Genomic DNA, 26,590 nt, shown 5'->3' on the forward strand with positions numbered 1-26,590 from the left:
TCCGATGTATAACCGGTGGCTGTCGTTGATTGTTAGGTCAATGCTTAGCAGTATATGCTAAGGGCTTTTTTTGAAAACTATAAATGAGATAAAAAAGCGCTGGCAGAATAAAAACGCTTCCGATCAGCAACGCGAGTCCCAGGGCCTCCATGGTTTTTTCCTGTCCGCTATGCTCCATCAACGACAGGTAACCGCCTCCTTTGAGAATGACAATGTTGGGAAAATGCTTGTAAGTGGTCGTCAGCAAAATCATAGTAACCTGAAATCCTGCCAGCGGCCGGAGTAGGGTGAGTTTTCCCTGATACAACAGTGACCACATCCAAACCAGCGAAAGCGTGGCCGAGATAATGGCAATGCGTCCGACCCAGTTCCCAAACACCCAATCGATCAACGGGATTTGCTCAACGTAAGCGGCAATGAAAACGAGGATTCCGCAAAGCACAGCCGCAATGTTGAAAAACTGCGCCTTATGCGCGAAACGCAGGCGGTCCTGGTCGTTTTTGGTCTCGCCGATGAGGTAAACGGAAGCCAGAAACCCACAGATCGCAACGGTAAACAAGCCAACGGAAACTGCAAACCAATGCAGCCAGCTGAAAATGTAGGCAGACAGAAATGTGTCCGCAGCCGGATCAATGTGCCCGGAAACCGCGCTTCCCGCAATGATGCCCAGAAAAAGTGGCGTAATGAAGCTTGAAACGGCGAATATGGTGTTATAAAGATATTGCATGTCATCCACCACGGCGTCAGTAATGCCTGAATGTAAAGGCCGTCCCGCGTGCTATAATGCCCAAAAGCATGATCGTGAGCGGGATATGGAGGTGTATCGACATGGTGGAATAAATAACCGGAAAGCCGACGAACAGAATAACAATGGCAATGATCAGCCACATGTGATTGGCTTCCCATATCGGCCCGATGGCGCCGTAAAGCGTCTTTCGGGTTACGTCTTTGTTTTTGCGCGAAGTAAAAAGCTCAATGATGCCCGCACCGAAATCCGCTCCGCCCAACAGGAGATAAAGCAGAATCGAGGCCCAGAGAAATGTGATGACTATGTAAAGCATTGTTATTCAGGTTTGTCGTACAATGTTCCAACCATTTTTATCTGGCGGTAAAGCATGAATGCCACGATGGCGGCCAGCGAAACGTAAACCGTGCTGAAAAGATAGAATGAATAGGCGATGCCGGGCATGGGCGTCACCGCATCAGCTGTACGCATGACATTATAAATAATCCATGGCTGCCTGCCCACTTCGGTTACCGTCCAGCCAGCTTCAACGGCAATGAAACCCAACGGTGTCGCTGCGACGAACAATTTCAAAAGCCAGGAGCTCGTAAGCCATTGCTTTTTCTTCCATAATGCAAGAAAATAAATCAATGCGATCAGCATCATGGTCATGCCCATTCCGACCATAATCTGAAATGCAAAATGCGTGACGGTCACCGGCGGATGGTTTTCCTCCGGGATTTTGTCCAGTCCGGTTACCTCTGATTTGAAATCTCCGTGTGCCAGAAAACTCAGAAAGCCGGGCAGTTTGATAGCATAGTCAACCTTTTTATTTTCCTCATCCGGAATGCCGCCGAGTACCAGCGAAGCGGACGATTCAGTTTGAAAATGCGCTTCCATCGCTGCAAGCTTGGCAGGCTGTCGTACGGCCACATCCTTTGCAGAAATATCCCCGCTCAACGGTTGCAAAATCGCAGCGACGCATCCGAAGATAGCCGCTATTTTAAAGGATTTGGTGTGAAAAAGTACATTCTGACCTCTCAGGATCATTAATGCGTGCACGCCTGCAACTGCAAATCCCGTTGCAACGAATGCGGCAATCGTCATATGCAATGCCTGCGAAAACCACACGTCGTTGAACATGGCCTCGATCGGGTCAATGTTCAGATATTTTCCATCTACAAAGTCGAAACCGGCTGGACTGTTCATCCAGGCATTGGCTGCTACAACAAGGATGCCCGAAGCCAGTCCGCTGACGCCAACAATGACGCCTGTGAACCAGTGAAACCACTTATTGAACCGGTCCCAGCCATATAAAAAGATCCCAGCGCAATTGCTTCAATGAAAAATGCCGTTCCTTCCAGCGAGAACGGCATTCCGAAAATAGGGCCTGCATGTTTCATGAATTCGGGCCATAACAGGCCGAGCTCGAAGGATAGCACCGTGCCTGAGACTGCGCCGGTTGCAAAGAATATCGCCACGCCTTTGCTCCACGCTTTCGTGACGTTTTTGTAAACAACATTGTCGGTTCGCAGCCAATAATAATGCGCTACGGCCATAAAAAACGGCATCACCATGCCAATACAGGAAAATACGATATGGAAGCCCAGAGACAGGGCCATTTGAGATCTGGCAGCTAAAAAATCATCCATTGTGGAATTTTTTGCGAAAAAATAGGAAGTCTTCAAAACCTCCGGCACCCAAAAAAAGCACCATCCAAAACTAATCAAGTCTGACCTGAAGAACCAGTTTTTTTAAGGAAAAGGATGGAGAATGTTATGTGGAAATGTCAAAGAAAGACGATGCAGGAGCCCAGGTCATGCCAACTGAAATTTATCGTCAAGATTAGCAATTACACAAATAAATATTAGTAATATTACTAATATTTCAACGGTCAATGTTCTCGATATGTTAGGTATTATTGAAGATTACAAAAATTTGCGAAGTCACCTCGGTGCGCTGATCGACAAGTCGGGATATAAAAATGCTTATATCGCCGAAAAGACAGGAATTCCTGCGCCTAATTTTTCCCAAAAAAAGAAACGTGGAAACTGGTCAGTGGAAGAGATCGAAAAAGTATTGCAGGTGATTGAAAATCAAGAGTTGGAAGATCTTTTTCTTTTGGAAATCATGAAGGATCGCGATAAAGGTGACACAATCACTTTTGACCAGTTCCAAAAAGAAATGGGATGGAAATAGTTATCGAGAAGACGTTTGTAAAAGAACTGAAACGCTGTCCCGATTACATCCAGAAGCAGGTTTCGATTGTTTTAAACACAATCCAGGCCGTTCAAAACATCATGGAAATCCCCGACTGCTCATTAATTCACGGAAAGGGAAACAAAGAATATTATCGCATCCGGGTTGGCGGTTATCGGATCGGCCTGAAATATCACGAGGGCATCATTAAGGTTGTCGCAATCATCACGATCCAGTCCCGCGGGACATTTACAAGAAATTTCCTCCTAAGTAACTTTTACTGCTCCCGCCTCGCCGCCAGCCGCTTCTTAACCACATCCGCAGGATATTTCAGGGCGAGCTGCCTGATTTCGTAGGTGAATTCTTTGAATGTTTCTTCCCATACTTCGGCTTCGCCGGGTTCGTAGTCGTAAAAGCCGTGTGAATTTGCGATGCCGCGTCCACCTTCGCGAACGACTTTGTCGATGAGTTCGGGCACTTCGGTGCTGTTGTTGAGGGTAGGGAGGAGGTTTTTCATCACGGTGTGATAAGCCGGAACTCCCGTGAGGTCCATCCAGCGAAATACGCCTACCAATGTCATGAAATAGCCTGCATTGTTGCGGCAGGAGCGGTCCACATCTTCAATCGTTGCATAACCATTTTCCACCAGACTGATCGCTTCCCGATACATGGCATACATCAGCCGGTTGGTGATAAATCCTGCAATGTCTTTCCTTACCAAAATGGGCTCCTTGCCCCAATGATGCGAAAGCTCATACAAATATTCAGCATTGGCAATGTCCGTATCGTCACCGCAAATCACTTCCAAAAACCGTGTTGTATGCGCTGGTTCAGTCCAATGCAGGCCAAGAAAGCGTTTTGGATGAAGCGTTAATTTTTGCAGCTGGCTGATTGGAATAGCAGAAGTGTTGCTGGATAACAATGCATCGGGCGCTATAACCGCTTCCACTTTTTGATAAACAGTCGCCTTAATGTCAATGTTCTCAATCGTGCATTCATTCACAATCCTGCACGGCTTCAATTGGCTGTAATCTTCGGAGATGATCAGATTTTTTAGATAAAATTCAGGATCGTTGGCGATCAGACCTTTTTCCTTCGCGTTTTCCAGATGTTCCCGGATCCGCTTTTCGGCGTGCAGCAAGTCAGCACTGATCGGCGCAATGGCGACCACGGGATGTCCTGCGATCAGCAGACAGGTCACAATGCTGCATCCCATCAATCCCAAACCAACTATTCCAACCGGTATTTTATCCAGATCCATCCTTTGCAAAATATTTTAGATACGCATTAAAAAGTAAGGATAAGGCACTTCCTACTACAAAAAAAGCCCTGGAACATGATTCCAGGGCTCTGTCTTATCTATTTAAAATTATTTTGACCAGCTGTCAACTTCACTTTCCACTTCTTCACGGGTCTTACCTAATTTTTTCTGAAGTTTTCCAAGAAGCTCGTCCTCTTTTCCATCTTCATACAATAGGTCGTCGTCGGTTAGATCAGCATATTGCTGCTTGAATTTACCCTTCAACTCATTCCAGTTTCCTTTTACTTGTTGTGTGAAAGCACTCATGACTTTGTCTATTTAGATTTAAAGATGCCTCGTTTGAAGCATGACTAAAAACAACAGAGCAACAATCATTCCAACCGCCTTTTTAGGGCACAGAGCAGGATTTTTACAGACATTGTTGACATTATTGCTTGGAAAATCTTACGCAGTTTGTGCAATAAGCTTGTCAAGCCGCACAATGCCCTGCACCATAGAACGCACCGAATGATAGTTCACTTTCCATGAATGGCTCATGTGTTTCCAGATAGGCTCGCCCTGGCGTGTCAGCAACGGAAGCCACTCACCCACAGCAGCATGGATCATGTGATCAAACACAAAACGATGCGTTGCGTCGTAGGCTTTCAGGTATTTTTCATCACCGTAAACGCGGTAAGCGTCAGAGCATTCCGATAATCACCTCAGCCTGTTGCCAAAATTCTTTTTCCCGGTCATAAACCTCACCCGCGTGCGATCCTTCCACATACACACCGCCAAATTCCCAATCAATGCCATGCTCAACAGCGTGATCGTAAGAAGCCAGAAGCTGGTCGTGATAAGCATCGTAAGGAACGCCCGCAATGTCGAGCGCGTGCATGAGGAGCCATGCAAATTCCACATTATGGCCGTAACTGGTGTTGTCCTCTGCCGAGCTTTTCATGCCATCTTCCGAGAATCTGTCCCATCCCCAGATAATGTCAAACTTGATCTGCGGCGCAACCGACCAATCCGCCCAAAACTGCGGAATGCCCGTTTTGTATTGCGGATGCATGATTTTATGTAAGAGCAGCTCAATAATTTCCATCAATTTGCGCTTATGCACCTGCTTTTGACTTGCCTCATATAATGTTGTAAACGCTTCCATTAAATGCATGTGCGCATCGAGCGTTTTCCGGTCACCTCCGGCCGGGCCTGGGCCTTTCAGCTCCCAGTTGCGGTGGAACATTTCGAAATAACCGCCATAGTAAGTGTCTGCGCCGTGTTTTTGTAATAGATCAAAAACCTTTTCAGCATACTCCAAACCACGCGGATCACCCGTTGCCAATGTATATTCTGCAAGGCTGTAAATGGCGAAACTGTGTCCGTAAACGATCTTTTCATCAATCTTCACATTGCCTTTACGATCCATTAGCCAGTAAAATCCACCGTTTTCCTCATCCCACATCTTATTAATAAGAAAATCGGCACCGTGGCTCGCAATGGCTGCATAACGACCGTCGCCATAACCTGCGCGATGGGCAGATGAGAATGTGAAAACTGTCCTGGTTTGCGCAATGAGTGATTTTTCGTCTTCGCCTGAATCGTTTCCGGCATTATCAAAGTGCGTAATGAAGCCGCCGTTTTCTTTGTCTACACACCGGTTTTCCCAAAATGGAAGCAGCTGCGTTGTCAAATGGTTGTAGATTTCGCTGCGGTAATTTTTTAATTGATCAATGTTCATTTTAGTGACATTATAAGGTCTGGGTGGATCTTTTTTGTTTAGTTTTTCCCTATTTAAGGCAGGGCGATAGTATAACTACTTAAAGGAAAAAATGGACTACTTGCGCGATATTTGCAAATGGTGATACATACTTCGTAATTCGCAAATTATTCTTTAACCTGCATTGATATGAGCAATCCTGAAATTGTTGAGATCCTTGAATTAACCGCTAAGCTGATGGAACTGCACGGCGCAGACCCTTTCAAAATCAAGGGATATTCCATCGCGGCTTTTTATCTGGACAAATACAAGGATGGTGAGCTGCAACATATGACCGAGCAGGAGTTGACCAAATTGCAGGGAATCGGCAAAAGCACAGCGGGCAAAATTGTTCAAATTGCCAAAACAGGAACATTCCCCGAACTCGAAGATCTGCTGCGCAACACGCCGCTGGGGGTAATGGAAATGTTTAGTATCAAAGGCATCGGGCCCAAGAAAATCGCTATGTTGTGGCAGGAACTGGGCATTGACAACCTGCATGAACTGGAACTGGCTTGTCTGAATGGTGCCGTTGCCAAGCTGAAAGGTTTCGGCGGAAGCATTCAGCAAAAGATCCTGGATTCACTCGCATTCCTCAAAGATCAGGCGGGGAGATTGCGCATGGATAAAGCCGAAGTTGTAGCCGACGCGATTGTAAGTGAGTTGAAAAAGAGCTTTGAGCAAGTTGAAGTTGCTGGCGATATCAGGCGCAAAGCTGAAATTGTTGACCGGATCAAAATTCTGGTCGGCACAGATTCACCGGCGCTTTTGCAAACGATCATTACAGAGATTGATTTTCTGGTTCAGGATGAAAAAATCTCGTCGCCATTTGTGTGGCGGGGCAATGTGCAGGATGTGGCCGTGGAGGTTGAAATTGTTGCTGCCAAGCCAGAGCGTGTTGTTAATGAGTTGTTTATAGAAACTTCCAATCCGGTTCACCTGGGATATCCGTCACAATCCGGCACCAGCATCTGGCGCAAGGCATATTATGAGCAGGTGACGAGTGAAGAAGATATTTACCAAAAAGCTGGCTTGCCTTACATTGTTCCTGAAATGCGTGAGGGCGCCAATGAATTTACCTGGGCAGAAACACATTCGTCTGATCAACTCATCACCTGGGACGATCTGAAAGGGATTTTGCACAACCATAGCACTTATTCCGATGGTCAGCATACATTGGAGCAAATGGCGCTATACTGCCGCGAGCTGGGTTTCGAATATCTGGGCATCGCCGATCATTCGCAAACTGCGACTTATGCACAGGGTTTGAAAATAGAAGACGTCATTCGCCAGCATCAGGAAATTGAGAAGTTGAATGAGCGTTTCGCTGCGGAGAATCCTGCAAAACCATTCAAAATTCTCAAAGGAACCGAGTCTGATATATTAGGCGACGGCTCACTGGATTATCCGGCTGAAATCCTGGCTTCCTTCGATTACATTGTGGCTTCCGTGCATAGCAATTTGACCATGACACAGGAAAAAGCCACAGCAAGACTCATGAAAGCCATCGAAAATCCTTATACAACCATTTTGGGCCACCCAACCGGCCGGTTGCTGCTTTCCCGCGAAGGTTATCCGATCGATCATAAAGTGGTCATTGACGCGTGCGCCGAACATCAGGTTGTGATAGAAATCAATGCATCGCCCTGGCGCCTCGACCTCGACTGGCGCTGGATTTCCTACTGCATGGAAAAAGGCGTCCTCCTAAGCATCAACCCCGACGCCCACTCAAAAGAAGGCTATCTCGACATGCATTACGGAGTCGCCGTCGCCAGAAAGGGCGGCCTGACAAAGGATATGACTTTCAATGCGTTTGATTTAGGGAGGATGGAGGATTATTTGAAGAGTAGGGTTGTCAGGACTCAATAATTACAAAATCCTGATCTCACTCTTTCCAGCGAAAATTTCCTGCGGTAAATAGGCTGTGATTCCAGTTTTTAGTGCGTCGATGAGTCTGGTTTTCATTTGTTCGCGGTTGACGAGCAGGCATACTTCGCGGGCGGGTTCGGGGAATTCGAAGCTGCGGATGTGTTTTTTACGTTCCTCGGAAAGCTCCATAACCGCCATTTCAGGGAGAATGGTGATGCCGCCGTTTCTTTCAACCATCCGGATCAACGTTTCAATGCTGCCCGACCGGTAACTGAAACTGCTGCCAAACTGACTGCTGCGGCTCAATTCGCACAAGCGCTGGATCTGCGTCCGGAAACAATGCCCTTCTTCCAAAAGCCAAAGTTCATTGGGCTCAATATCAGCGGGTAAGATGTATTTTTTGGAATATAAATCCGTGTGTTCGGAAACATAGGCGAAAAAGCGCTCTTTGTACAAAGGAATTTCCTGCAAACTGCTTTCCTCCGACAAAGAAGCAATGATCCCAACATCCAGATTGCCCAGTTTCAGTTCCGTAATGATGCGTTCTGTGATCATTTCGGAAACGTGTAATTTGATATCCGGATAATTCGTAATAAACGGATTTACAAAATGCGGAAGCAAATAAGGCGCAATGGTTGGAATAATCCCGATCCGCAATTCGCCCGATAAATCCCCATTAAAATGCTTCGCAATCTCATTCATACGCGAAGCTTCACGCAAGATCGTCTTGGCCTGATCAATAATTTCGCGTCCTATGCCCGTCGGAACAATGGGCTGCTTGGTGCGGTCAAAAATTTTAACAGATAACTCTTCTTCCAACTTCCGGATCATCATGGAAAGCGTGGGCTGCGTCACATTACAATGCTCCGCAGCTTGTACAAAATGCCGGTGATTATCAACGGCAACGATATATTCTAATTGTTGAATGTTCATTCAATCTGAAATCAGTATAGATTTTGTTTATGCAAATTTAAACATTATCATTTAGGCTGATCAAAATTCTTGTCAAAACTGATTTGTTAAAAGCCAGTTAGTCTTTACCAATTGTATTAAATTGCTATTAAACTTTGTTTTCGAAAGAGAACCGGCATGATATTTGGTCAATCCTTGTACATTAGTTCATCACGTATCAATCACATTAATCTGAAAGCAATGAAAAATCTGAAAGCGTTGATCCTGTTTGCCTTCATGGCTGTAACTGCGCCTGTATTTGCTCAAACTGCAACTCCTGCAAAACCAGGGACAACCAAAACGACGGTTTCGACCAGGCAAACCGGAAATGACAAAACGACCATTAAGGTGAAAGCGGACGGAACGCCGGACAAGCGTTATGCAGAGAACAAAAAATTGAAAGCAGACGGAACTCCGGACAAGCGTTATTCTGATAACAAAAACCTGAAAAAAGACGGCACCCCCGACAAACGTTATAAAAGCAGCAAAGCAGATTCACTGAAAGCGGCTAAGAAGCCGTAAATCAAAATAATACAGGAAATATTTTCCTGAACATTTAGGGTAAGCGCCCGACTGGTTGTCATTCCAATGAACAGCCTAAGTCGGGCGCTTATTTTTTATCAGTAATCTATCATTGCAATGAACGTAGCCATAGCGGATCACGTAACATTTTTGAGCAGGGATCGGGAAGCGGAATTTGAAAAGGTTTTCAAAGCACATTTTAAAGGCCTTCACGCTTATGCCTGCACCATTTTGAGGGACGATATCATGGCGGAGGAAATGGTGCAGAACGTTTTTTGCAGACTCTGGGAAAAGACGGACCATATCGAGATCAGGGAATCTGTCAGCGGTTATCTGTATCGCTCCGTTTACCACGAAAGCCTCAATTACATCAAACATTTGAAAGTCAGGGACGCCTATCAAACGTACGCAATCAACCAAATGGAACACAGCAATAACACGGCTCATCCCCTCGAACTGGCAGAGCTGGAACAGCGCCTGGACAGCGCATTGAAGGAATTACCCGAAAAATGCAGGACCATTTTTCAGATGAGCCGCTTCGAAGAATTGAAATACCAGGAAATCGCCGACCGCCTCCAACTGCCATTGAAAACCATCGAAAACCAAATGGGAAAAGCGCTGCGTTTGTTGCGCCTGAAATTGGTCGACTTCCTGCCTGCTTCTTTTCTTATATTTTTCCTCAGCTAACCGCTATCAGTCATGCATAAAGAATTAAATTACAACATAGACGACCTGCTGGTCAAGGCTTTACTGGACGAGGCCACAGTCGCAGAACAGATCGAGATTAACCAATGGCTGTCTGATAGCGACGATAACCAGCGCTATTTTGAGCATTTTGAATTGATCTGGAATCAAAGCAAACAATTGGCTGCGCAAAGCAGGATTAGTGAAGATGCAGCGTGGGAACGTTTCCTGAAAAGGACGCGGAATGTTGACGAAGAAACGCCAATAATTCCACTTTACGAGTCAACAAAGTCATCCGGTTTTCTCCGCGTTGCCGCATTAATTGCAACAACATTGTGTGCGGGCTGGCTCGCCTACATGTTTTTAGGCCAGAACGCCGAAACGCAAATGTTGACCGTTCGCTCAGGATCTCAAACCGTGTCAGATACATTGCCAGACGGTTCTGTTGTGACTTTGAATAAAAGGTCAAGCATTTCCTATCCGGCCACATTCAGCGGCGGTAAAAGGGAAGTGGCATTAACTGGCGAAGCGTTTTTTGAAGTTACAAAAGACAACACCAAGCCATTTGTTATTTCAGTTAATGATATGACGGTGAAGGTCTTGGGCACCAGCTTTAATGTAAAAGACAATGCAAAGAAAACGGAGGTGATCGTCGAAACGGGCTTGGTAGAAGTGGCGAAAAACAATGAATTTGTTCGCATTAGCCCGAAACAAAAAGCAACTGCGCTCAAAGCGACACCGGCGCTTGTAAAAGACAATGCGGAGGACGAATTGTACAAATATTACCGGACCAATAAGCTGGTTTGCAACGACACGCCTTTGTGGAAAGTGGTTGAGATTCTGAATGAAACTTACGACGCGAACATTGTGATTGGCAATGATCGGCTCAGGAAAATTCCTTTGAACACAACATTTGAAAAAACGTCCCTGGATAGCACATTAGCCATTATCAGTGAAACATTAACTATAAAAGTTGAACATAACGGACAGCAGATCATTTTGAAATAGCGCTTATCTTTCGGAATGAATCGGACTTTTACCTTGCTTAACGCTTTCAAATTCGTCATAATATGCTTACTAATGCCCTGCGCAGCCTACGCGCAGGGTATTTTGAGTAAAACCGTGTCGGTAACCGTGCAAAATCAGCCGGTTTCAGAAGTTTTGAAAATGATGAGCCAGCAAGGTAAATTTTACTTTTCCTACAATAGCAACATCATTTCGGGCGACAGTCTGGTGACTGTTAATGCAGCTCAAAAATCGGTCAAGCAGGTTTTGGAACAATTGTTCAATAATAAATATCAGTTTAAAGAAAAGGGTGATTATCTTATCATTCTGGCAGCGGCGAAGGAAAGGGTTTTCTATGTTGAAGGTCACATTCTGGATCAAGAAACGAATGTTGCTGTCGACTATGCGAGTGTTTATTCAAGGCAATTGTTGATTTCCACATTAACCGGCGACGATGGGCATTTCAGGTTGCGTATTAAAGATCGGGTTTTGCCTATTAGCTTAACAATCAGCAAAGTAGGTTATGGGGACACAACTGTTGTTATCAATGAGGAAAGCGGAGACATTCAGATTCGCATCGCACAAAAAGCCGTTGATCTCGACCCGCTTATTGTCCGCTATTCCGAAGGCGAATCGACGTGGCTCGGTCGGCTTTTTCTTTCAGCCAGACTCCGCACACAGAGCCGGAACATTGGTAAATTTTTCGTTGCGCTTCCTTATCAGGCATCTTTAACGCCGGGGCTGGGAACGCATGGGAAAATGAGCGCACAGGTTGTTAACAAATTCTCTCTCAATCTTTTGGGCGGATACACGGCCGGCGTTAATGGTGCCGAAATTGCCGGCGGATTCAACATTTCAAAGCAGGATGTTCGCTATGCACAAATTGCCGGCGCATTCAACATTGTTTCAGGAACAGTCAAGGGCGTGCAGGTTGCGGGCTTTTTGAACCAGATCCTGGATTCACTAAGCGGCGTTCAGGTGTCCGGGTTTACGGGTAATGTGAAGCAAAATGTGGAGGGCGTGCAAATTAGCGGCTTTTTGAGCAGATCGGCCAAGACATTGCATGGCGCGCAGGTTTCGGGTGCAGTCAATATGATCGGTGCAGATTCTGATGGAGCGCAAATATCGGGAGCTGTAAACTACGTCTCGGGGAATTTTAATGGTGTGCAAATAGGCGGTGCAGCAAATGTTGTTGCCAAGAATTTTTCCGGCGGGCAGATCAGCGGTGCGATTAATGTCGGTAAAAATGAAGTGCATGGATTCCAGTTGTCGATGATTAACATTGCCAAAAGACTCCACGGAACGCAAATTGGTGTCATTAACATTGCTGACAGCTCAGCAGGCCTGAGCCTTGGGCTGATTAACATTGTCAAAAAAAGCACTTCAAATATTTCGGTTTATACAAGTGACATTGTGCCCGTTAATGTTGCCTGGAAAATGGGCACGCACAAATTTTACAGCATTCTGATGGGCGGAGCAACAACCGGCGGCAAAAACAGGACATACACTTTCGGTGCCGGGTTCGGGGTTGAATTCTTCCCTTTCAAAAAATTCGGCTTCTTCACCGAAATCACAAATCAAAACGTCTACACCACGAGCTGGGACCGCATTCCATCCCTTTACCGGCTCCAAACTGCGCTGACTTACAAGCTGAACAAGCGCTTTTTGCTTTTCGCAGGTCCGGCATTCACAGTTTATGACAGCGACGGTTTTAAACCTGAGACCGGCTACAAATCGCTCCCGCCCAAAGGTTATCCAAACTTTGATTTCGGTGGTAAAAATCTTTCATCATGGCTCGGCGCGCAGTTCGGTGTGAGCTGGCGCTATGGCAGGGGTTTGTAATTTCTCTTATTTTTTTCTCCAATTTTTTAGGGTAAGTCCGGGTCACGTTGTCGGTACTTTGCATACAGCAATTGGACCGGATTGAAGGCCTGCAATTTTGAGCTCCCGCCGCTGTGTGTGTTTAAATGATTTCTTTTAAATACATTCCCATGAAAAATTTCACAGTTTCTACGGCTAGATTAGCCTTCATCAGCATATTTGTTTTCGCAATCTCTTTCGCATCTTTTGCCCAGCGCGACAGCGCATCTGCCGTTCATTTTGGATTAATTTATCCGCTCAGCACCAACGGGAAGCACGCCGCTTCTTACACCAATCGTTTTTCGCTGCATGCAGTTGCAGGCTTGTCGAAAGCAGAAACAGGCGCAACCATCGCCGGAGCAGCAAATGTGATTAAACAGGACGCTTCCGGATTTCAAATCGCTGGCGCGGCAAATGTGATCGGAAATAATGCAAAAGGGATTCAAATCGCCGGAGCGGCAAACGTGATTGGAAATAATGCCAGTGGAGCTCAGATCGCAGGTTTTTCCAACATTATCAAAAATGAAGCAACCGGCGCGCAGATCGCCGGCTTCGCGAATGTTTCCGGAAGTTCCGGCTCGGCCCAGATTGCCGGTTTTACCAACATTTCCCGCGGAGACGCCAAAGGGTTACAGGTCGCAGGCTTTTTTAACAAAGGCAAAACAGTCAATGCGCAGATCGGCGGATTTGCCAATGTGGCTCAAAAAGTCAAAGGCATTCAACTGGCTGGTTTTATCAACATTGCGGACACAAGTGACTACCCGATCGCCATTTTTAATTTTATCAAAAGCGGTGAAAAATCCTTCGCCCTGACGCTCGACGAGAGCATGACGACAATCGTCTCATTCCGTTCCGGCGGACGTGTTTTGTATGGAATAGCAGGCGTTGGTTATAATTTCAAAGATGATAAACGTGATTTATATGCCATTGAGGCAGGTTTAGGCGCCCACATTCCACTTGCTAACCATCTACGCCTCAACCTCGAAGTGGTCAGTCAATCTTTGTCTAATTTCAAAAAAGGCAATTATTTCAAAAGCTCGCTTCGCATTATTCCCGCCTATAAAGTTGGCAACAAGCTTGAAATCTTCGCCGGTCCGACAATCAATTATGTTAGTTACAAACGGGATAATGGTTACGATTCCGTGGACAAATTCATCTGGAAAAATGACAGCTCGAAAGATTTCCAGGGAGTCCATCTCGGCTTCAATACGGGCATTCAGTTCATCCTTTGATGCGCCTAATTCGTGCTCTGTCGGATCTGATGTTTTTGATATTCAGATATATATGGCCATATCGCAGGGGAATTGTTTTGAAAAACCTTCGAATCTGTTTCCCTGCCCATAATGCTGCCGAAATTGAGAAGTTAGCAACCGCATATTACCGTCATCTGGCTGATCTTATCGTGGAGCCGTTTCTGGTAAGCACATTAAAGCCGGACAAGTTGGAACAATTTGTCGCTTACGAAAACACATTGCTGATTCAGCAGCTGCTTAAAGAAGGGAAGGACATTGTGCTCATGGTTTCGCATTATGGAAATTGGGAATATTTGTTTTCACTGCCATTAATCTCGGATTACGAAGTCCTGGCAGCCTATTCGCCATTATCGAATCGCATTTTAGATGCGCAATTGAAGAAGCTTAGGGGGAAATATGGTGTGAAACTTGTTCCGAAATCCGATTGGTACAAGTTCGCATTGAGCAGGGCGGGAGGGAAGCCAGCAATTTTCATAAATGTGGCCGATCAAAGGCCGGCCAGGGCAGGCAAATGTGCAGTGAAATTTTTTGGTCATAAAACGTATATCCAGCCGGGTGCAGCTCGCATTGCGAACAGGCTAAATGCTGCTGTGGTTTATTTGAACGTGATAAAAAGCGACAGGAACAAATATCGGTTCAGATTTGAATTGCTGGCAGAAGAAGCCGCAAATGTATCCGAAATGGAGTTGATGAAATTGTATTATGCCGCGTTGGAAAATAGCATTCGAAGTCAACCAGAGCTCTGGCTTTGGTCACATAACAGGTGGAAGTTTGGACTTTCCACATCTAAAACACTTCCAGAGGTCGAAAACGTTGTATAATTCCGCAAAGGGTCGAAATTGTCTACAATGTATTGCTCACCTGGAAAAATAGTAATCTTTTCATAATCAATCGCTTGGAGGACTTGTCTAATGGAGGAGCGGATTTTTTACTGTGAAGGCAAACAAGCCAAGGCTGCAAAGACACGCAACACTCAACGTTAGCAATACTCAACGTACAATGAAAAGGAGCGACGCACATTGCGTCGCTCCTGAAATTTACAACTTCTATATTTTGGTAATGCTTAGAAAAGGCCTTTCGCTTTTTCCAGTGCTGAATCCAATCCGCTTGCATCTGAACCGCCCGCTGTGGCAAAGAAAGGCTGTCCACCGCCGCCGCCACGAATTTCCTTTGCAAGATCTTTCACGATCTTACCCGCATTGAGTCCTGTTTCTTGCACAATATTTTCTGCTATAAACACCGAAAGCTGAGGCTTCCCAGCGATTTCTGTTCCGAAAACAGCGATGAGATTTTCGATTTGGTCACGCAGTTCATAAGAAAGTTGCTTCAACGAATCGGCGCTCGGCACATCCACTTTTTCAACGATCAGGTTGAATGTGCTGTGTTTTTCCATATTGTCAATCAATGCAGATTTCAGCGTCTGAATTTTCTCATTTTCGAGGGATACAATTCTCTTTTGCAGGTTTGTACGTTCATCCAGCAAACTTTCAACCGCCTTAACCAAGTCCGTCGGGTTTTTCAGAAGGTCTTTTATTTTGTTCAAAGTCTCTTCCTGCTGACGCATAATTTCCAGCGCCTTTTCACCAGTCACTGCTTCCACACGACGAACACCAGCGGAAACGGAACCTTCTGATATGAATTTGAAAACTCCGATTTTTCCGGTCGAAGGCACGTGCGTTCCACCGCACAGTTCAAATGAGTATTTTGGATCAAAAATGATCAGACGAACAAAGTCGCCATATTTTTCGCCAAAAGTCGCCGTCGCACCTTGATCCAACGCCTGCTTAATGGGCACATTTCGTCTTTCGTCCAATGCAATGTCCTCGCGGATTTTCTCGTTGACGCGATCTTCGATTTTTATCAGCTCCTCATCCGTCACTTTTGAAAAGTGTGAGAAGTCAAAACGAAGCACTTCATCATTCAAAAATGAGCCTTTCTGCCCGATATGCGTTCCCAAAACCTCTCGCATTGCAGACAACATTAAATGCGTCGCGGAGTGGTTGGCCTTGATCCGGTTGCGTCGCGTTTCATCAATTTTAGCCACGATAATTCCAGCCCGCTGCAATGCTTCATCGAGGTCCTTATCCCGGGAAATGTGAACAAAAAGATCGTTTTCCTTCTTGGTATCAACGATCCGGATGGTCTTTTTGCCGTTTTCCAATCCGTTGTCAATGATCAGAACACCCGTGTCTCCCACCTGGCCACCCATTTCAGCATAGAAAGGCGTGCGGTCGAGCACAATGTGATATTCTTCACCGGCCTTGGTTTTCACTTTTCGGTATTTTACGATCTGGCTATGTGTTTCTTCAAAATCATAACCCAGGAATTCAACGCCATCCGCCTCGCGAACTTCAATCCAATCCGTCGCTTCCTTAGCAGCATCCTGGCGTGAGCGTTTTTTCTGTTCCGCCAGTGCATCCTGAAAACCGGTTTCATCGATCTGAAAACCTTTTTCACGCGCAATAAGCGCCGTAAGGTCGACTGGGAAACCAAATGTGTCGCTCAATTCAAAAACTTCCTGACCTGCGATGACATTAACGCCTCTTTCTTTCAGTGCGGAAATGATCACGTCAAGCCTCTTCAAACCCGATTCGAGCGTTCTCAAAAAGCTCTTTTCTTCTTCTAATATAACGCGGGTAACAAATTCTTCCTGCGTTTTCAATTCTGTAAAAACATCCTGGAACTGATCCGCCAGCACAGCGACCAATTTGTAAAAAAACGGCTCCTGGAAACCCAGATAAGAATAACCGTAACGCACCGCGCGGCGCAAAATGCGACGGATCACATAACCCGCTTTTACGTTAGACGGCAACTGGCCATCCGTTATGGCAAAGGCAACAGCCCTGATATGGTCAGCAATCACGCGCATTGCAATATCTGCAAAGGGTTCAATGCCAGCACCGTACGTTTTGCCGGATAGCTTTTCAAGAACTTGTATTGTATTTTGGAAAACGTCTGTGTCGTAGTTGGAAGTCTTGTTTTGCACAGCCATACACAAGCGCTCAAAGCCCATCCCCGTGTCCACATGCGTGGAAGGAAGCGGAATCAATGAACTATCAGCCTTCCGCTCAAACTGCATGAAAACGAGGTTCCAGATCTCAACAACTTGCGGATGATCATTGTTAACCAGCGATTTTCCGGAAATTTCAGCAACTTCCGAAGCCGGACGTAGATCAATATGAATTTCCGAGCAAGGGCCGCAAGGACCCGTGTCGCCCATTTCCCAAAAGTTATCTTTTTTGTTCCCGAGAATGATGCGGTCTTCACCAACGATCGGTTTCCAAAGGTCCCATGCTTCCTGGTCAAAAGGAACGCCATCCTTGGAATCCCCCTCAAAAACAGAGACATAAAGCCTGTCTTTTGGCAGCTTATAAACCTCTGTGAGTAACTCCCATGCCCACGTAATCGCCTCTTTTTTGAAGTAATCCCCGAAAGACCAGTTTCCCAGCATTTCGAACATGGTATGGTGATAAGTATCAAAGCCAACGTCCTCTAAGTCATTGTGTTTTCCTGAAACACGCAGGCATTTTTGTGTGTCCGCAATCCTGCGGGAAGGCGGGTTGCCATTGCCCAAAAAGAAGTCCTTAAACTGTGCCATCCCTGAATTATTGAACATCAGGGTAGGGTCATTCTTCGCAACCAAAGGTGCGGAAGGGACGATTAAATGCTCTTTACTGCGAAAAAAATCAAGAAAAGCCTTACGTATTTGATGCGAGGTCATTGTATAAATTTTGGTCCTTATGCTCTATAAAACAGGCCGCAAAGGTAAGGAAATTCATATAAAGAATCAGGCTGGTTTTCGCCAGCCTGATTCTTTATCCTTGGAATGTGGGTGTTGAAATTTTATTTCTTAATCACATGATAGGACTTGCCATTGGCTTTTATCAAATATGAAGCCGAAGGCAGACTGCTCATATCAACGCTTTTAATCCCGAGCGCATCTGTGACGGATAAGACTTTTGCACCGGAAGTGTTGTAAATATGAAGTTCGGTAACGATCAGCTTTGAATCGATACTGATTGAGGTTTGGACTGGATTTGGGAAGAAAGTAAAGTCCGCAGTTGCGCCTTCGTCAAAATTCACAGATTCCACGCTGCTGTAAGCGAAAGTTGCGTCCTGGTCAACCATCTTCAACCGATAAAGATTTGAGCCGGTGTTCGGATTATAGTCTGTAAAACCATAATTCTGCTGATCCTTGCTGTTCTCTGAAGCCATTATTTTCCCAATCGCCACCCAGCGCTTGCCATCCGTGCTGCGCTGAATTTCAAAGTAATCACTATTCACTTCCATCGAAGTTTTCCATTCCAGAACAGCATGATTTTCGTTTGCTTTCGCGTTGAAGCTGATCAATGTTACAGGCAATGCCGCCTCGCTTGCAACCATTCTCCTATCAACATATTTCCAAGGACCTGTAGACTTGTCCGGTTATCGCCAAAGCAGGATCGTATTTAATCCTCGCGCGAACTTTTGTGCTGAACCCTATTTTGTCAATGCTGCTCTTTAACTCTGTCTCGGATAATTGCGTTGACGTAAATGCGCCCTCACCAGTGGATTGCGTGCTGTTTGTGATTGGACTTGACTTAGAAAAGCTCTGCCCGGCTTTCCGCGTTTCCCAAACAAGCTTAGCCCGGTTTCTCCCTAAGAATGAATGACCGTTCAGACCAATGCCAAAAGTTATTTCATTAATATTGCTTTGTAGCAGACTTGTAGTCAGGCTGTTTTCATATAAACGAATCCTGTTTCGAGATTTCTCTTTTACTAGTTGGTTACTACCATTCCCTTCATAAATTGAGGCTGCTCCATTTATTTGTCCAGAAAAATCAAACTTAGTTTCTCCAATAATTACGTCACTATATCCATCTCCGTTAACATCACCTGCATACGAAACAGAGATACCCATCTGACAGTTCTGCTGGTCCCCCAGTAATATGACAGGATCCTGAGTTACGATACCCGACTCTGACCCGTAATATACAAGTGCAGCTCCAGAGGCTACAATATTGTATGTAAAGAATGGAGACCCGATGATGATGTCGCTATAACCATCACCATTGAAATCACCGCCAGAAACTGAATTGCCAAACAATGCATTATCATAATTACCTTCCAAAAGTGTAAAACCACTTGCATTAATGCCCTCAGCTGATCCATAAAAAGTTACTGCGGCTCCCTCGTTAGCCTGACCATTTGAGAAATGGTTGGCCCCAACAATAATGTCATCAAATCCGTCGGCATTCACATCTCCTGCTTTTGAGACCGCGGAGCCAAATAGGGATCCAGCATGATTTAATTCTAAAACAGTATTTCGATTTGCTTGAATGCCAATTTTTGAACCATAATAAACGTAAGCTGCTCCTTCGTCAACGGTAGCAAAGGCATTTTCAAAGCGATCAGCGCCAACAACCGCATTCTTCAAACCCATCCCCATTTATGTCACCCGCACCGGAAACAGCATTCCCAAATTCATTATTCACTGAGCCACCTTCAATAAGGAGGCCAGCGCCTGGTTTGAGATGCCATTGGAAGAACCCAAAGAGATCATTATCGCACCTTCATCCTTCTGGCCATTGCTGTATAATGGGGCACCAACGATCACATCTGCATAGCCGTCGCCGTTAACGTCTCCGCGCTTTTTACCGATGTGCCAGCTCTTGAACCTGCTTTGCCAACATAGACCATGGTGGGATTTGACAGAGAAAGCCCACTCGAAGATCCGTAATAAACAAAACCTGCACCTGAATCCGTCGCGCCAAGTATATCAAAGCCATTTGCGCCAATAATCACATCACTATATCCGTCTCCGTTTACATCACCAGCACCACTGACGGACCAGCCTAAATGAGCATCTGCCTGGTTTAGGTCAATTAAAAGATGAGGTAAAAGTACTGAGCCAACACCATTATGAGTTCCATAACACAGAAATGCTGCACCCTCGTTAGAGGCACCATTATCAAACAAGGGGGCTCCGATAATCACATCGTCGTATCCATCACCGTTTACGTCACCTGCATCTGAAACGGAATACCCTAAATTGCTATCAGGTTGAAAACCAAACATTTTGGAGAAATACTGTGTAGCGATTGAACTTGCCGAACCGTGGAAGACTAGGGCACGTCCGTCATTGCCGCCTAGGTCATATGAGGGATCGCCTACTATAATATCACTGGATCCGTCTCCGTTCACGTCACCAGCACTTGCCATTGTGGAAAAGCCTAAAATGGTGGCCTGAATATTGGTGTTAATGCCGACTTTTGACCCATGATATACTCTGGTGTTATTATAAGAATAAATGAGGATGTCACTGAATCCGTCAGTATTTACATCTCCGGCGCATGACAACTGCCTTCCTAACGTGGCTTGTGGTTTGTCTCCTTCAATTATCGTCTTGGTTCCAATGTCAATGCCGCTAGCTGAACCGTAATATATAAATGCGGCTCCTTGGTTTTGCTGACTGACATCGTAATCTGGGGCTCCGACAACAATATCACTAAATCCATCACCATTTAAGTCGCCAGCTGTCGCGACACAGTAGCCAAAATCACTAAAATTGATAGGGCCTGGAATTTTCAGCGATGGGGCTTTAGATATTCCTGATGCCGAGCCATGGTATACGTAAGTTGCCCCCTTTGTAAGGTCAATCGCCGGGTCGAAAAAGTGATCCGCACCAATAACTACATCGCTATATCCATCGCCGTTAACATCGCCTGCACCGGCCACAGAAATGCCAAATCTAGCTTGGGAGTTTAGGGTATGAATAGTTATTGTATCTGCTGCAACCGTACTAACGCCCGCTGCTGATCCAAGATAAATGAATGCTGCTCCATTGTCAGCACCATCATGGATGAAATGAAATGCTCCTACAATTATATCACTGAATCCGTCTCCATTGACATCGCCTGCACTGCCCAAAGAGTGTCCGAAAACGTCGCCTGGCTGTTTTGACTCAATGCGCGTACTTGCTGCACTCAGGCCCTGCGGTGAGCCGTAGAAGATGTTAATGCTTCCATTCAACTTCTCGGGATTGAATACAAGATTGCTGCCAACTAGTATATCAGAATAACCATCGCCATTCAAATCGCCTGTGAAGAAACCGTGTGACCGAAACCAGAGCTCTTCGCAGCTTTCCCGAAAAACACTGTGGAGTTGTTCACCAAACCACTTGACGAACCTTTGAAAAAGAAAACTGCACCTTGGTCAACTTCGCCTCCGAGTCTGTAATATGGCGCACCTATTATTACGTCGCTATATCCATCTCCGTTAACATCGCCGGCACTTGATACAGATGCTCCAAAACGTGAATCTGCTTGCGGGCTGTTAAACACCGCATTTGCATTTCCTGGATTTCCATTCGCGATGATCGGATGGAACAATGGTTACCGGATAGGCAGCGCCTGCTGCATTTACATCGATTTAGGATTTCGTTATTATGGTATGAAAGCGTTGCGCTTAGTTTTTTGCCATTTGCGTCCCCAGCATTTGAGGTCGTTGTACGTGGGATGAATTTCCAGAAAGGCCCGTGGCGCTTTTATCGTAGAATGCCAGCTTGTTTTTACCCAAATCTTTTACTTGCAACCCGTTTTGCGGCTAACCGAACTTTCAGACTTTTCGTTTTTGCAGGTGCGGAATGCACAATGAAATTCTGGCGCATTCCTGCTTCGCTGTTTTTATATTCTTCCGTATAGTGTCCACGTTTGATCCGGATAACATTTTCCACGACTGCACTCGAAGTGTCGGCGGGAAGAAACTTGCCTTTTTTCTAATTTGTGGCCATCTGCATAAATTCCTGCATTTATTAATGCTAAGCTGAAATTATGACCGGCTGAATCTATACGGTTTTTTACCAGCAGCTTTCCTGGCTCGTAGTAGGCTCAGGAGGTTGTGTTTACGATTAGGGCTTTGCTGCTTTCCGAGCGTTTTGTCCAATGTTATGTGATATTCGCGCTGACTAATGGACTGCTGCATTTGCACAATAGTATTAGCGGGGACAGGCTGATTTGTTGTTTGATCTCCAATTTTGTCCTGGGCTTTTGGTTTTCGTGGACAGTTCTTGTCTGCCATCAGTCAAACGAACGTTTCTGTTCATGTAAACCAGCATTGCCAAGACAATCAGGATGGCTATGCAAAGTGTGTTTTGATAGTTTTTAAATTTCATAAGCTTTGTGATTTTGGAAGGCTGTATTGTTGTCGTTACATTTTTGAAACACCGATTTTTACCCCATTCCCAAGCTCGCATTCCCAAACGCTTTATTTATCGGCCATAGAACATGTTTAAACGGTAAGCGGAAAAAGGAGGGGTGGATTCAGACAGGGATTTTGAGTATAAACCCTGACAAAAGATCTTATTTGTTAAAATTCGCAGATCTTCCGGTGCAGTCGTTTTAAGACGCTTTTTGCAAATTGGCTTTGTGGATTTGACAGCAGAAGGAATTGGCCTTTTGAATTAATTAAGCGCTTGAAATGAAACCGTTTTCGGAGTTATCGGCAGAAGAGTTAGCGATGGAAAACCTATTCATTAGATGGGTTCGGTTTCCCCGATGATCCACCTATCCGGTCATTTTGGGAAGGCTGGATCGTGAAATATCCCGCCATGCGGGAAACGGTCGCAAGAGCGCGCGAACTGGTGCTTATGGCGTCTGACTGGAAGTCTGACTCGCTCTCAAGCCAGGAAGTGAACTCGATTTGGGGCCGGATTCGCAGTTCGCTTGAAGGCATTAAGGAACGCGAACCGGGTCAGCCTAGCGTATGAAAGAGTCCACGAAACCGACTGGCATTATCGTTGGGCTGATTTCCATGGCCGTTATCATTCTGCTTGTTTTTGTATTCTTTTCCTTAATGAGCTGATCTTGCTCATTTTCAGTCCTTTTTAATTTCCCAGTATAATGTTATAGTACAAAATTGAGATATCTCTCTTTGGATTTGTAACCGTTTTATTGATGCCTCGTGCAGATATTTTACAATTAAATATTTGATGAAGCATACATTGGCAACGTTCCCGATAACGATTGCGTAAATAAAATTGACGATTCATTTCCGGATTTCTTTCCTTATTTCTATTCTCGACCAATAATTCCGAATTGTATTATCTTGACAAATAATGTAGTTATTAAAATATCAATATCATTCGGAACGCTTCTGCTTCCTCCTAAGCCACCCTTAAAATGAAGTAAATGATCGGTTATGTAACCATTCTATTGTAACCGGCAATTTACTATAATATTATTTTGATAAAAAATATAACTTTTTTAAGGGTATTTTAAAAAGGTCGTCCAGCAATTAACAGTCAGAACCTACAATCTCCATTAATGCGTATGAAAAGAAGATTTACCAGTACCGGTCAACAACGCCCTGCGTTGGACCATGGCAGCCATGATGGTGTCGGGCGGTGTCGGCCCAGGCATTTTCACTGAACCGCCCAAACTTTAAGCCACGTTTTTTCCATTGACAAAACGGTGTCCGGAAAAATCACCTCCTCGGAAGACAATACGCCCATTCCTGGTGTATCGGTTGTGTTGAAAGGCAGACAGAAGCGGAACAAATACAGATGTTGACGGGGCCTACAAGATTGATGTGCCGGACAATGGCGCCGTGCTGGTATTTTCCTCAGTTGGTTTTATTACGCAGGAATACGCGGTGGGTGCAAAAAGTGTGGTGGAGCTGAAATTAGATCCTGATATGAAGGCGCTTACCGAAGTGGTGGTTGTGGGTTACGGTAGCCAGAAAAAAAGCCAGACGACGGGTGCGATCTCTTCCGTTTCTTCCAAACAAATCAGTGAAATGCCCATTACGAACATTGGTCAGGGCTATGCCGGGACGCGTTGCCGGGGTCGATGTTCTTCGCAGTCGGGTAGCAAGCCTGGTTCTGCTCCAAAAGTCTTGATTCGCGGGCGCCGCTCAAGTTAATGCGGGCAATAATCCGTTGTATGTTGTCGACGGAATTCCATTTGGCAGGTGACCGGAACGAACTAATGTCGACACGTCCATTCGACTTTGTGTCAGGTGGTTATGAAGATATGAAGCCGAATGATGTTGCGTCCACGTGAAATCCTGAAAGATGCGACTGCAACGGCTATTTATGGTGCAGAGAGGTGCCGACGGCGTCGTGCTGATCACCACAAAAAGAGGTGAGGCGACCAAAGGAAAAACGACGATCATCAGCTACGATACTTATGTGGGTGTTACGGATGCTTTGGATAAAATTGGTTTGTTCAATGGTCCTGAATTATATTCGCCGAATATATGCGCGAGTCACGCCAGCGGCATTGCATCAGGAAGCATTTATAAAGATGCCAACGGAAATCCTGTTCCAACCGGACAAGTGGATGCTTTTGCAGATTCGAAATTATTCGAAGCTGTTCGATTGAGCCGGGATTAAAAACAATCGCACAACAGATTATCAGGATATGATCCTGCGCCAGGGCTTTCAGCAAAACCACTCTGTGGGGGTGCAAGGCGGTAACGAAAAAACGCAATTCTACATTTCAGGCGGATTTTTCAGAGACAAAGGAATTTCGGAAGGATTGGATTATACAAGAACTTCGCTTCGTGCCAACATTGACCACAACATTAACAGCCGCGTAAAGGTTGGGATTTCTTCCTACTTAATGTACTCAGTAAGAAACGGTAAGGATCTTAATCCATACTCATTTACATTAAACCAAAACCCGCTGGGCCGGGCTTATGACGATGCAGGCAAGATCATTTTTGCGCCTACTAATGATGCGCTTTTGACAAACCCGTTAGCTGAAATCGTGCCGGGTGCTCAGGTTGACGAACGCAAAAAATACAGGATCTTCAACAGCATTTATACAGAGGTCAAGATCATTGAAGGCTTGAAATACCGTATCAATTTTGGTCCTGACTTCGCAGTTGAGCGCGGCGGACGCTTCATTGGTGCGCAAACCAATGCAAGAAAAGGCGGTGATCCTCAGGCTTCTATTTACAACCAATATGGCTTTAACTGGACGCTGGAGAACATTGTCACTTATAACAAAACCTTTGCATCGAAACACAATTTGGGCATTACTGCACTGCATTCTGTTCAGCGTGAGAATTTTGAAGCCAATACGGTTTCTGTTCAGGGCGTGCCGGCTGAGACGCAGCAATTTTATAATGTAGGCAATGCAAGCGCAGTGCTAGGCGTGGGTAGCGTGCTGATTCCGTGGACATTGAACTCTCTACATGGCGCGTATCAACTACGATTACAATGATAAATATCTCCTAACGGTTACAGCACGTCGTGACGGATCAAGCCGGTTCGGAGAAAATACCAAATACGGAACATTCCCGGGCGTTGCATTGGGCTGGAACATTTCCAATGAGCCTTTTATGAAAGGTGTTTCCTGGCTGGATCTGTTGAAACTTCGTGTTAGTTACGGTTCTGTGGGTAACCAGGGCGTTGCGCCTTACCAGACACAAGGTTTGCTGGGCAGAACAATTTATGCTTTTGACAACACTCCAGCTTACGGACAACGTCCGAGCGCAATCGGTAACCCTGATTTGCGTTGGGAATCTTCTGCAACCAAGAACGTCGGAATCGATTTTAGCTTCCTCAAAGGACACGTGCAGGGATCGCTTGAAGTTTATGAAACCAACACCACCGATCTGCTGCTTTCTGATCAGTTGCCTGCGTCAATCGGGTTCAATGCAGTGACGCGTAATGTGGGTGAAACGCGCAACAGGGGAATTGAATTGGGTGTTTCTACGATTAACGTGAACACAAAAAATGGTTTTAAATGGACCACTGATTTCCAGTTTACTAAAAATACAGAAGAAATTATCTCCCTATATAATGGTGCTGTGGATGATTTGGGTAACAAATGGTTTATTGGCTATCCATTGTCAGAGTTTTTTGATTACAAAAAAGCAGGAATCTGGCAGACTAATGAAGCGGATGCAGCCAAATCATACGGAAGCCGCGTTGGACAGATCAAGGTTGCGGACGTAAACGGACGTGGTTCTGATGGCCAGTTAACTGGTCAGCCGGATGGCAAGATCAATGCAGATGACCGTCAGAAACTGGGCTCGGATGTGCCGGATTGGAGCGGCGGGATCACTAACCGTTTCAATTTCAAAGGATTTGACCTTTCGTTCTTTATTTATGCAAGACAAGGACAAATGATCATCAGCGGTTTCCATAGAGACAACAATGCATTGGCAGGCCGTTACCAGCAAATGTATGTGGATTACTGGACGCCGAACAATCCAACCAACGAATTTCCGCAACCTAATAAGGATCAAGAGTTTCCGGTTAACAACCAGGCGATCATTTATTACGATGGCTCATTCAGTGAAAATCCGTAACATCAACTTCGGATACACATTCACAAACAAGCTTACCAAAAGACTGGGACTTGAATCGCTTCGCTTATTTGCCAGCATTCAGCAGCCAAAAATCTGGTCGAAATATCGCTCAAAATACAATGGTGTGGATCCTGAAACTTCGGACACAACGATTGGATCTGGCGTAACACCTGCAACGCGCGTTTCCACGATCGGACTTAATGTGAAGTTCTGATCAATGCTGA

At 45.4% G+C, this 26,590-nt stretch carries 27 protein-coding genes and 2 pseudogenes; 15 read left to right on the forward strand and 14 right to left on the reverse strand.

The genetic code is table 11. The annotated features are described in order from the left end of the window. Window positions 1-37: 37 nt before the first annotated feature. The 3 genes and pseudogenes from AC0IYG_RS07695 to AC0IYG_RS07705 all read right to left on the reverse strand — a co-directional run bounded on the left by AC0IYG_RS07695 (window position 38) and on the right by AC0IYG_RS07705 (window position 2,376). A complete protein-coding gene (locus tag AC0IYG_RS07695; RefSeq protein ID WP_471710517.1) occupies window positions 38-739 on the reverse strand; it encodes a cytochrome d ubiquinol oxidase subunit II in 702 nt (233 codons plus the stop codon). Window positions 740-743: 4 nt separating this feature from the next. Further along, the gene (locus tag AC0IYG_RS07700) at window positions 744-1,061 is read right to left on the reverse strand and encodes a cytochrome d ubiquinol oxidase subunit II (RefSeq protein WP_471710518.1); all 318 of its coding nucleotides are present in this window, start codon (window positions 1,059-1,061) and stop codon (window positions 744-746) included. 2 nt (window positions 1,062-1,063) lie between these two features. Then, a pseudogene (locus AC0IYG_RS07705) lies at window positions 1,064-2,376 on the reverse strand (cytochrome ubiquinol oxidase subunit I). A gap of 256 nt (window positions 2,377-2,632) precedes the next feature. On the opposite strand from AC0IYG_RS07705, the gene AC0IYG_RS07710 reads away from it, so the two are divergent. Then, window positions 2,633-2,923: a hypothetical protein gene (locus tag AC0IYG_RS07710; protein WP_471710519.1), complete on the forward strand. Its 291-nt coding sequence runs from the start codon at window positions 2,633-2,635 to the stop codon at window positions 2,921-2,923. After that, window positions 2,914-3,279: a type II toxin-antitoxin system RelE family toxin gene (locus AC0IYG_RS07715; RefSeq protein ID WP_471710520.1), complete on the forward strand. Its 366-nt coding sequence runs from the start codon at window positions 2,914-2,916 to the stop codon at window positions 3,277-3,279. The genes AC0IYG_RS07710 and AC0IYG_RS07715 overlap by 10 nt, the downstream gene beginning before the upstream one ends. On the opposite strand, the gene AC0IYG_RS07720 is transcribed toward AC0IYG_RS07715, so the two are convergent. The 3 genes and pseudogenes from AC0IYG_RS07720 to AC0IYG_RS07730 all read right to left on the reverse strand — a co-directional run bounded on the left by AC0IYG_RS07720 (window position 3,201) and on the right by AC0IYG_RS07730 (window position 5,904). After that, window positions 3,201-4,184: a 3-hydroxyacyl-CoA dehydrogenase family protein gene (locus tag AC0IYG_RS07720; protein ID WP_471710521.1), complete on the reverse strand. Its 984-nt coding sequence runs from the start codon at window positions 4,182-4,184 to the stop codon at window positions 3,201-3,203. The two genes, AC0IYG_RS07715 and AC0IYG_RS07720, sit on opposite strands and share 79 nt — an antisense overlap. Before the next feature lie 108 nt (window positions 4,185-4,292). Next, complete coding sequence (locus AC0IYG_RS07725) at window positions 4,293-4,490, reverse strand: CsbD family protein (RefSeq protein ID WP_471710522.1); 198 nt, start codon at window positions 4,488-4,490, stop codon at window positions 4,293-4,295. A gap of 138 nt (window positions 4,491-4,628) precedes the next feature. Beyond that, a pseudogene (locus AC0IYG_RS07730) lies at window positions 4,629-5,904 on the reverse strand (AGE family epimerase/isomerase). Window positions 5,905-6,072: 168 nt separating this feature from the next. Here AC0IYG_RS07730 and AC0IYG_RS07735 point away from each other — a divergent pair. After that, window positions 6,073-7,791 carry a PHP domain-containing protein gene (locus AC0IYG_RS07735; RefSeq protein WP_471710523.1) on the forward strand — a complete coding sequence of 573 codons (1,719 nt, stop codon included), beginning with the start codon at window positions 6,073-6,075 and terminating at the stop codon, window positions 7,789-7,791. On the opposite strand, the gene AC0IYG_RS07740 is transcribed toward AC0IYG_RS07735, so the two are convergent. Continuing rightward, a complete protein-coding gene (locus AC0IYG_RS07740; protein WP_471710524.1) occupies window positions 7,792-8,724 on the reverse strand; it encodes a LysR substrate-binding domain-containing protein in 933 nt (310 codons plus the stop codon). A gap of 219 nt (window positions 8,725-8,943) precedes the next feature. On the opposite strand from AC0IYG_RS07740, the gene AC0IYG_RS07745 reads away from it, so the two are divergent. From AC0IYG_RS07745 to AC0IYG_RS07770, 6 genes are all read left to right on the forward strand, one after another. Beyond that, the gene (locus AC0IYG_RS07745) at window positions 8,944-9,264 is read left to right on the forward strand and encodes a hypothetical protein (protein ID WP_471710525.1); all 321 of its coding nucleotides are present in this window, start codon (window positions 8,944-8,946) and stop codon (window positions 9,262-9,264) included. 117 nt (window positions 9,265-9,381) lie between these two features. After that, entirely contained in the window at window positions 9,382-9,951 is a 570-nt protein-coding gene (locus tag AC0IYG_RS07750; protein ID WP_471710526.1) for an RNA polymerase sigma-70 factor, read from the forward strand. Window positions 9,952-9,963: 12 nt separating this feature from the next. Continuing rightward, entirely contained in the window at window positions 9,964-10,956 is a 993-nt protein-coding gene (locus AC0IYG_RS07755) for a FecR family protein (RefSeq protein ID WP_471710527.1), read from the forward strand. A gap of 72 nt (window positions 10,957-11,028) precedes the next feature. Continuing rightward, entirely contained in the window at window positions 11,029-12,795 is a 1,767-nt protein-coding gene (locus AC0IYG_RS07760) for an STN and carboxypeptidase regulatory-like domain-containing protein (RefSeq protein WP_471710528.1), read from the forward strand. A 149-nt stretch (window positions 12,796-12,944) separates the two neighbouring features. Further along, complete coding sequence (locus tag AC0IYG_RS07765) at window positions 12,945-14,045, forward strand: hypothetical protein (RefSeq protein WP_471710529.1); 1,101 nt, start codon at window positions 12,945-12,947, stop codon at window positions 14,043-14,045. Between the two features lie 29 nt (window positions 14,046-14,074). Next, the gene (locus tag AC0IYG_RS07770) at window positions 14,075-14,887 is read left to right on the forward strand and encodes a lysophospholipid acyltransferase family protein (RefSeq protein ID WP_471710880.1); all 813 of its coding nucleotides are present in this window, start codon (window positions 14,075-14,077) and stop codon (window positions 14,885-14,887) included. A 242-nt stretch (window positions 14,888-15,129) separates the two neighbouring features. On the opposite strand, the gene alaS is transcribed toward AC0IYG_RS07770, so the two are convergent. From alaS to AC0IYG_RS07800, 6 genes are all read right to left on the reverse strand, one after another. Beyond that, window positions 15,130-17,787 carry an alanine--tRNA ligase gene (gene alaS / locus AC0IYG_RS07775; RefSeq protein WP_471710530.1) on the reverse strand — a complete coding sequence of 886 codons (2,658 nt, stop codon included), beginning with the start codon at window positions 17,785-17,787 and terminating at the stop codon, window positions 15,130-15,132. Window positions 17,788-17,909: 122 nt separating this feature from the next. Beyond that, a complete protein-coding gene (locus AC0IYG_RS07780) occupies window positions 17,910-18,449 on the reverse strand; it encodes a T9SS type A sorting domain-containing protein (protein WP_471710531.1) in 540 nt (179 codons plus the stop codon). Between the two features lie 7 nt (window positions 18,450-18,456). Beyond that, window positions 18,457-19,488 carry an integrin alpha gene (locus AC0IYG_RS07785; RefSeq protein ID WP_471710532.1) on the reverse strand — a complete coding sequence of 344 codons (1,032 nt, stop codon included), beginning with the start codon at window positions 19,486-19,488 and terminating at the stop codon, window positions 18,457-18,459. Between the two features lie 48 nt (window positions 19,489-19,536). Then, complete coding sequence (locus tag AC0IYG_RS07790; RefSeq protein ID WP_471710533.1) at window positions 19,537-19,662, reverse strand: hypothetical protein; 126 nt, start codon at window positions 19,660-19,662, stop codon at window positions 19,537-19,539. Then, window positions 19,659-21,140: an FG-GAP-like repeat-containing protein gene (locus tag AC0IYG_RS07795; RefSeq protein WP_471710534.1), complete on the reverse strand. Its 1,482-nt coding sequence runs from the start codon at window positions 21,138-21,140 to the stop codon at window positions 19,659-19,661. The genes AC0IYG_RS07790 and AC0IYG_RS07795 overlap by 4 nt, the downstream gene beginning before the upstream one ends. Beyond that, complete coding sequence (locus tag AC0IYG_RS07800) at window positions 21,137-21,436, reverse strand: integrin alpha (RefSeq protein WP_471710535.1); 300 nt, start codon at window positions 21,434-21,436, stop codon at window positions 21,137-21,139. Before AC0IYG_RS07800 ends, AC0IYG_RS07795 begins: the two co-directional genes overlap by 4 nt. 1,202 nt (window positions 21,437-22,638) lie before the next feature. Between AC0IYG_RS07800 and AC0IYG_RS07805 the strand changes: the two genes are divergently transcribed. Continuing rightward, entirely contained in the window at window positions 22,639-22,812 is a 174-nt protein-coding gene (locus AC0IYG_RS07805) for a hypothetical protein (protein WP_471710536.1), read from the forward strand. Window positions 22,813-23,466: 654 nt separating this feature from the next. Here the strand turns inward: AC0IYG_RS07805 and AC0IYG_RS07810 are convergent. Next, window positions 23,467-23,601: a hypothetical protein gene (locus tag AC0IYG_RS07810; protein WP_471710537.1), complete on the reverse strand. Its 135-nt coding sequence runs from the start codon at window positions 23,599-23,601 to the stop codon at window positions 23,467-23,469. A gap of 32 nt (window positions 23,602-23,633) precedes the next feature. Here AC0IYG_RS07810 and AC0IYG_RS07815 point away from each other — a divergent pair, with 32 nt between their 5' ends. The 5 genes from AC0IYG_RS07815 (at window position 23,634) to AC0IYG_RS07835 (ending at window position 26,580) form a co-directional block, all read left to right on the forward strand. Continuing rightward, on the forward strand, window positions 23,634-23,966 hold the full coding sequence (locus AC0IYG_RS07815; RefSeq protein WP_471710538.1) for a hypothetical protein: 333 nt from the start codon (window positions 23,634-23,636) through the stop codon (window positions 23,964-23,966). 151 nt (window positions 23,967-24,117) lie between these two features. Next, window positions 24,118-24,438, forward strand: coding sequence for a hypothetical protein (locus AC0IYG_RS07820; protein WP_471710539.1), 321 nt, complete (start codon window positions 24,118-24,120; stop codon window positions 24,436-24,438). A 28-nt stretch (window positions 24,439-24,466) separates the two neighbouring features. Next, entirely contained in the window at window positions 24,467-25,273 is an 807-nt protein-coding gene (locus AC0IYG_RS07825) for a hypothetical protein (protein WP_471710540.1), read from the forward strand. Next, entirely contained in the window at window positions 25,245-26,366 is a 1,122-nt protein-coding gene (locus tag AC0IYG_RS07830) for a TonB-dependent receptor domain-containing protein (RefSeq protein ID WP_471710541.1), read from the forward strand. The genes AC0IYG_RS07825 and AC0IYG_RS07830 overlap by 29 nt, the downstream gene beginning before the upstream one ends. Beyond that, on the forward strand, window positions 26,353-26,580 hold the full coding sequence (locus tag AC0IYG_RS07835) for a hypothetical protein (RefSeq protein WP_471710542.1): 228 nt from the start codon (window positions 26,353-26,355) through the stop codon (window positions 26,578-26,580). Before AC0IYG_RS07830 ends, AC0IYG_RS07835 begins: the two co-directional genes overlap by 14 nt. The last annotated feature ends 10 nt before the right edge of the window (window positions 26,581-26,590 follow it).

This window comes from Dyadobacter sp. AC419 (genome assembly GCF_979253085.1).

Coding starts and splice junctions, on each gene's coding strand:
- AC0IYG_RS07700 (WP_471710518.1), bottom strand. CDS start 1,061: ATGCTTTACATAGTCATCACATTTCTCTGGGCCTCGATTCTGCTTTAT.
- AC0IYG_RS07710 (WP_471710519.1), top strand. CDS start 2,633: ATGTTAGGTATTATTGAAGATTACAAAAATTTGCGAAGTCACCTCGGT.
- AC0IYG_RS07715 (WP_471710520.1), top strand. CDS start 2,914: ATGGAAATAGTTATCGAGAAGACGTTTGTAAAAGAACTGAAACGCTGT.
- AC0IYG_RS07720 (WP_471710521.1), bottom strand. CDS start 4,184: ATGGATCTGGATAAAATACCGGTTGGAATAGTTGGTTTGGGATTGATG.
- AC0IYG_RS07725 (WP_471710522.1), bottom strand. CDS start 4,490: ATGAGTGCTTTCACACAACAAGTAAAAGGAAACTGGAATGAGTTGAAG.
- AC0IYG_RS07735 (WP_471710523.1), top strand. CDS start 6,073: ATGAGCAATCCTGAAATTGTTGAGATCCTTGAATTAACCGCTAAGCTG.
- AC0IYG_RS07740 (WP_471710524.1), bottom strand. CDS start 8,724: ATGAACATTCAACAATTAGAATATATCGTTGCCGTTGATAATCACCGG.
- AC0IYG_RS07745 (WP_471710525.1), top strand. CDS start 8,944: ATGAAAAATCTGAAAGCGTTGATCCTGTTTGCCTTCATGGCTGTAACT.
- AC0IYG_RS07750 (WP_471710526.1), top strand. CDS start 9,382: ATGAACGTAGCCATAGCGGATCACGTAACATTTTTGAGCAGGGATCGG.
- AC0IYG_RS07755 (WP_471710527.1), top strand. CDS start 9,964: ATGCATAAAGAATTAAATTACAACATAGACGACCTGCTGGTCAAGGCT.
- AC0IYG_RS07760 (WP_471710528.1), top strand. CDS start 11,029: ATGCCCTGCGCAGCCTACGCGCAGGGTATTTTGAGTAAAACCGTGTCG.
- AC0IYG_RS07765 (WP_471710529.1), top strand. CDS start 12,945: ATGAAAAATTTCACAGTTTCTACGGCTAGATTAGCCTTCATCAGCATA.
- AC0IYG_RS07770 (WP_471710880.1), top strand. CDS start 14,075: ATGTTTTTGATATTCAGATATATATGGCCATATCGCAGGGGAATTGTT.
- alaS (WP_471710530.1), bottom strand. CDS start 17,787: ATGACCTCGCATCAAATACGTAAGGCTTTTCTTGATTTTTTTCGCAGT.
- AC0IYG_RS07780 (WP_471710531.1), bottom strand. CDS start 18,449: ATGGTTGCAAGCGAGGCGGCATTGCCTGTAACATTGATCAGCTTCAAC.
- AC0IYG_RS07785 (WP_471710532.1), bottom strand. CDS start 19,488: ATGGGTTTGAAGAATGCGGTTGTTGGCGCTGATCGCTTTGAAAATGCC.
- AC0IYG_RS07820 (WP_471710539.1), top strand. CDS start 24,118: ATGCGACTGCAACGGCTATTTATGGTGCAGAGAGGTGCCGACGGCGTC.
- AC0IYG_RS07825 (WP_471710540.1), top strand. CDS start 24,467: ATGATCCTGCGCCAGGGCTTTCAGCAAAACCACTCTGTGGGGGTGCAA.
- AC0IYG_RS07830 (WP_471710541.1), top strand. CDS start 25,245: ATGGCGCGTATCAACTACGATTACAATGATAAATATCTCCTAACGGTT.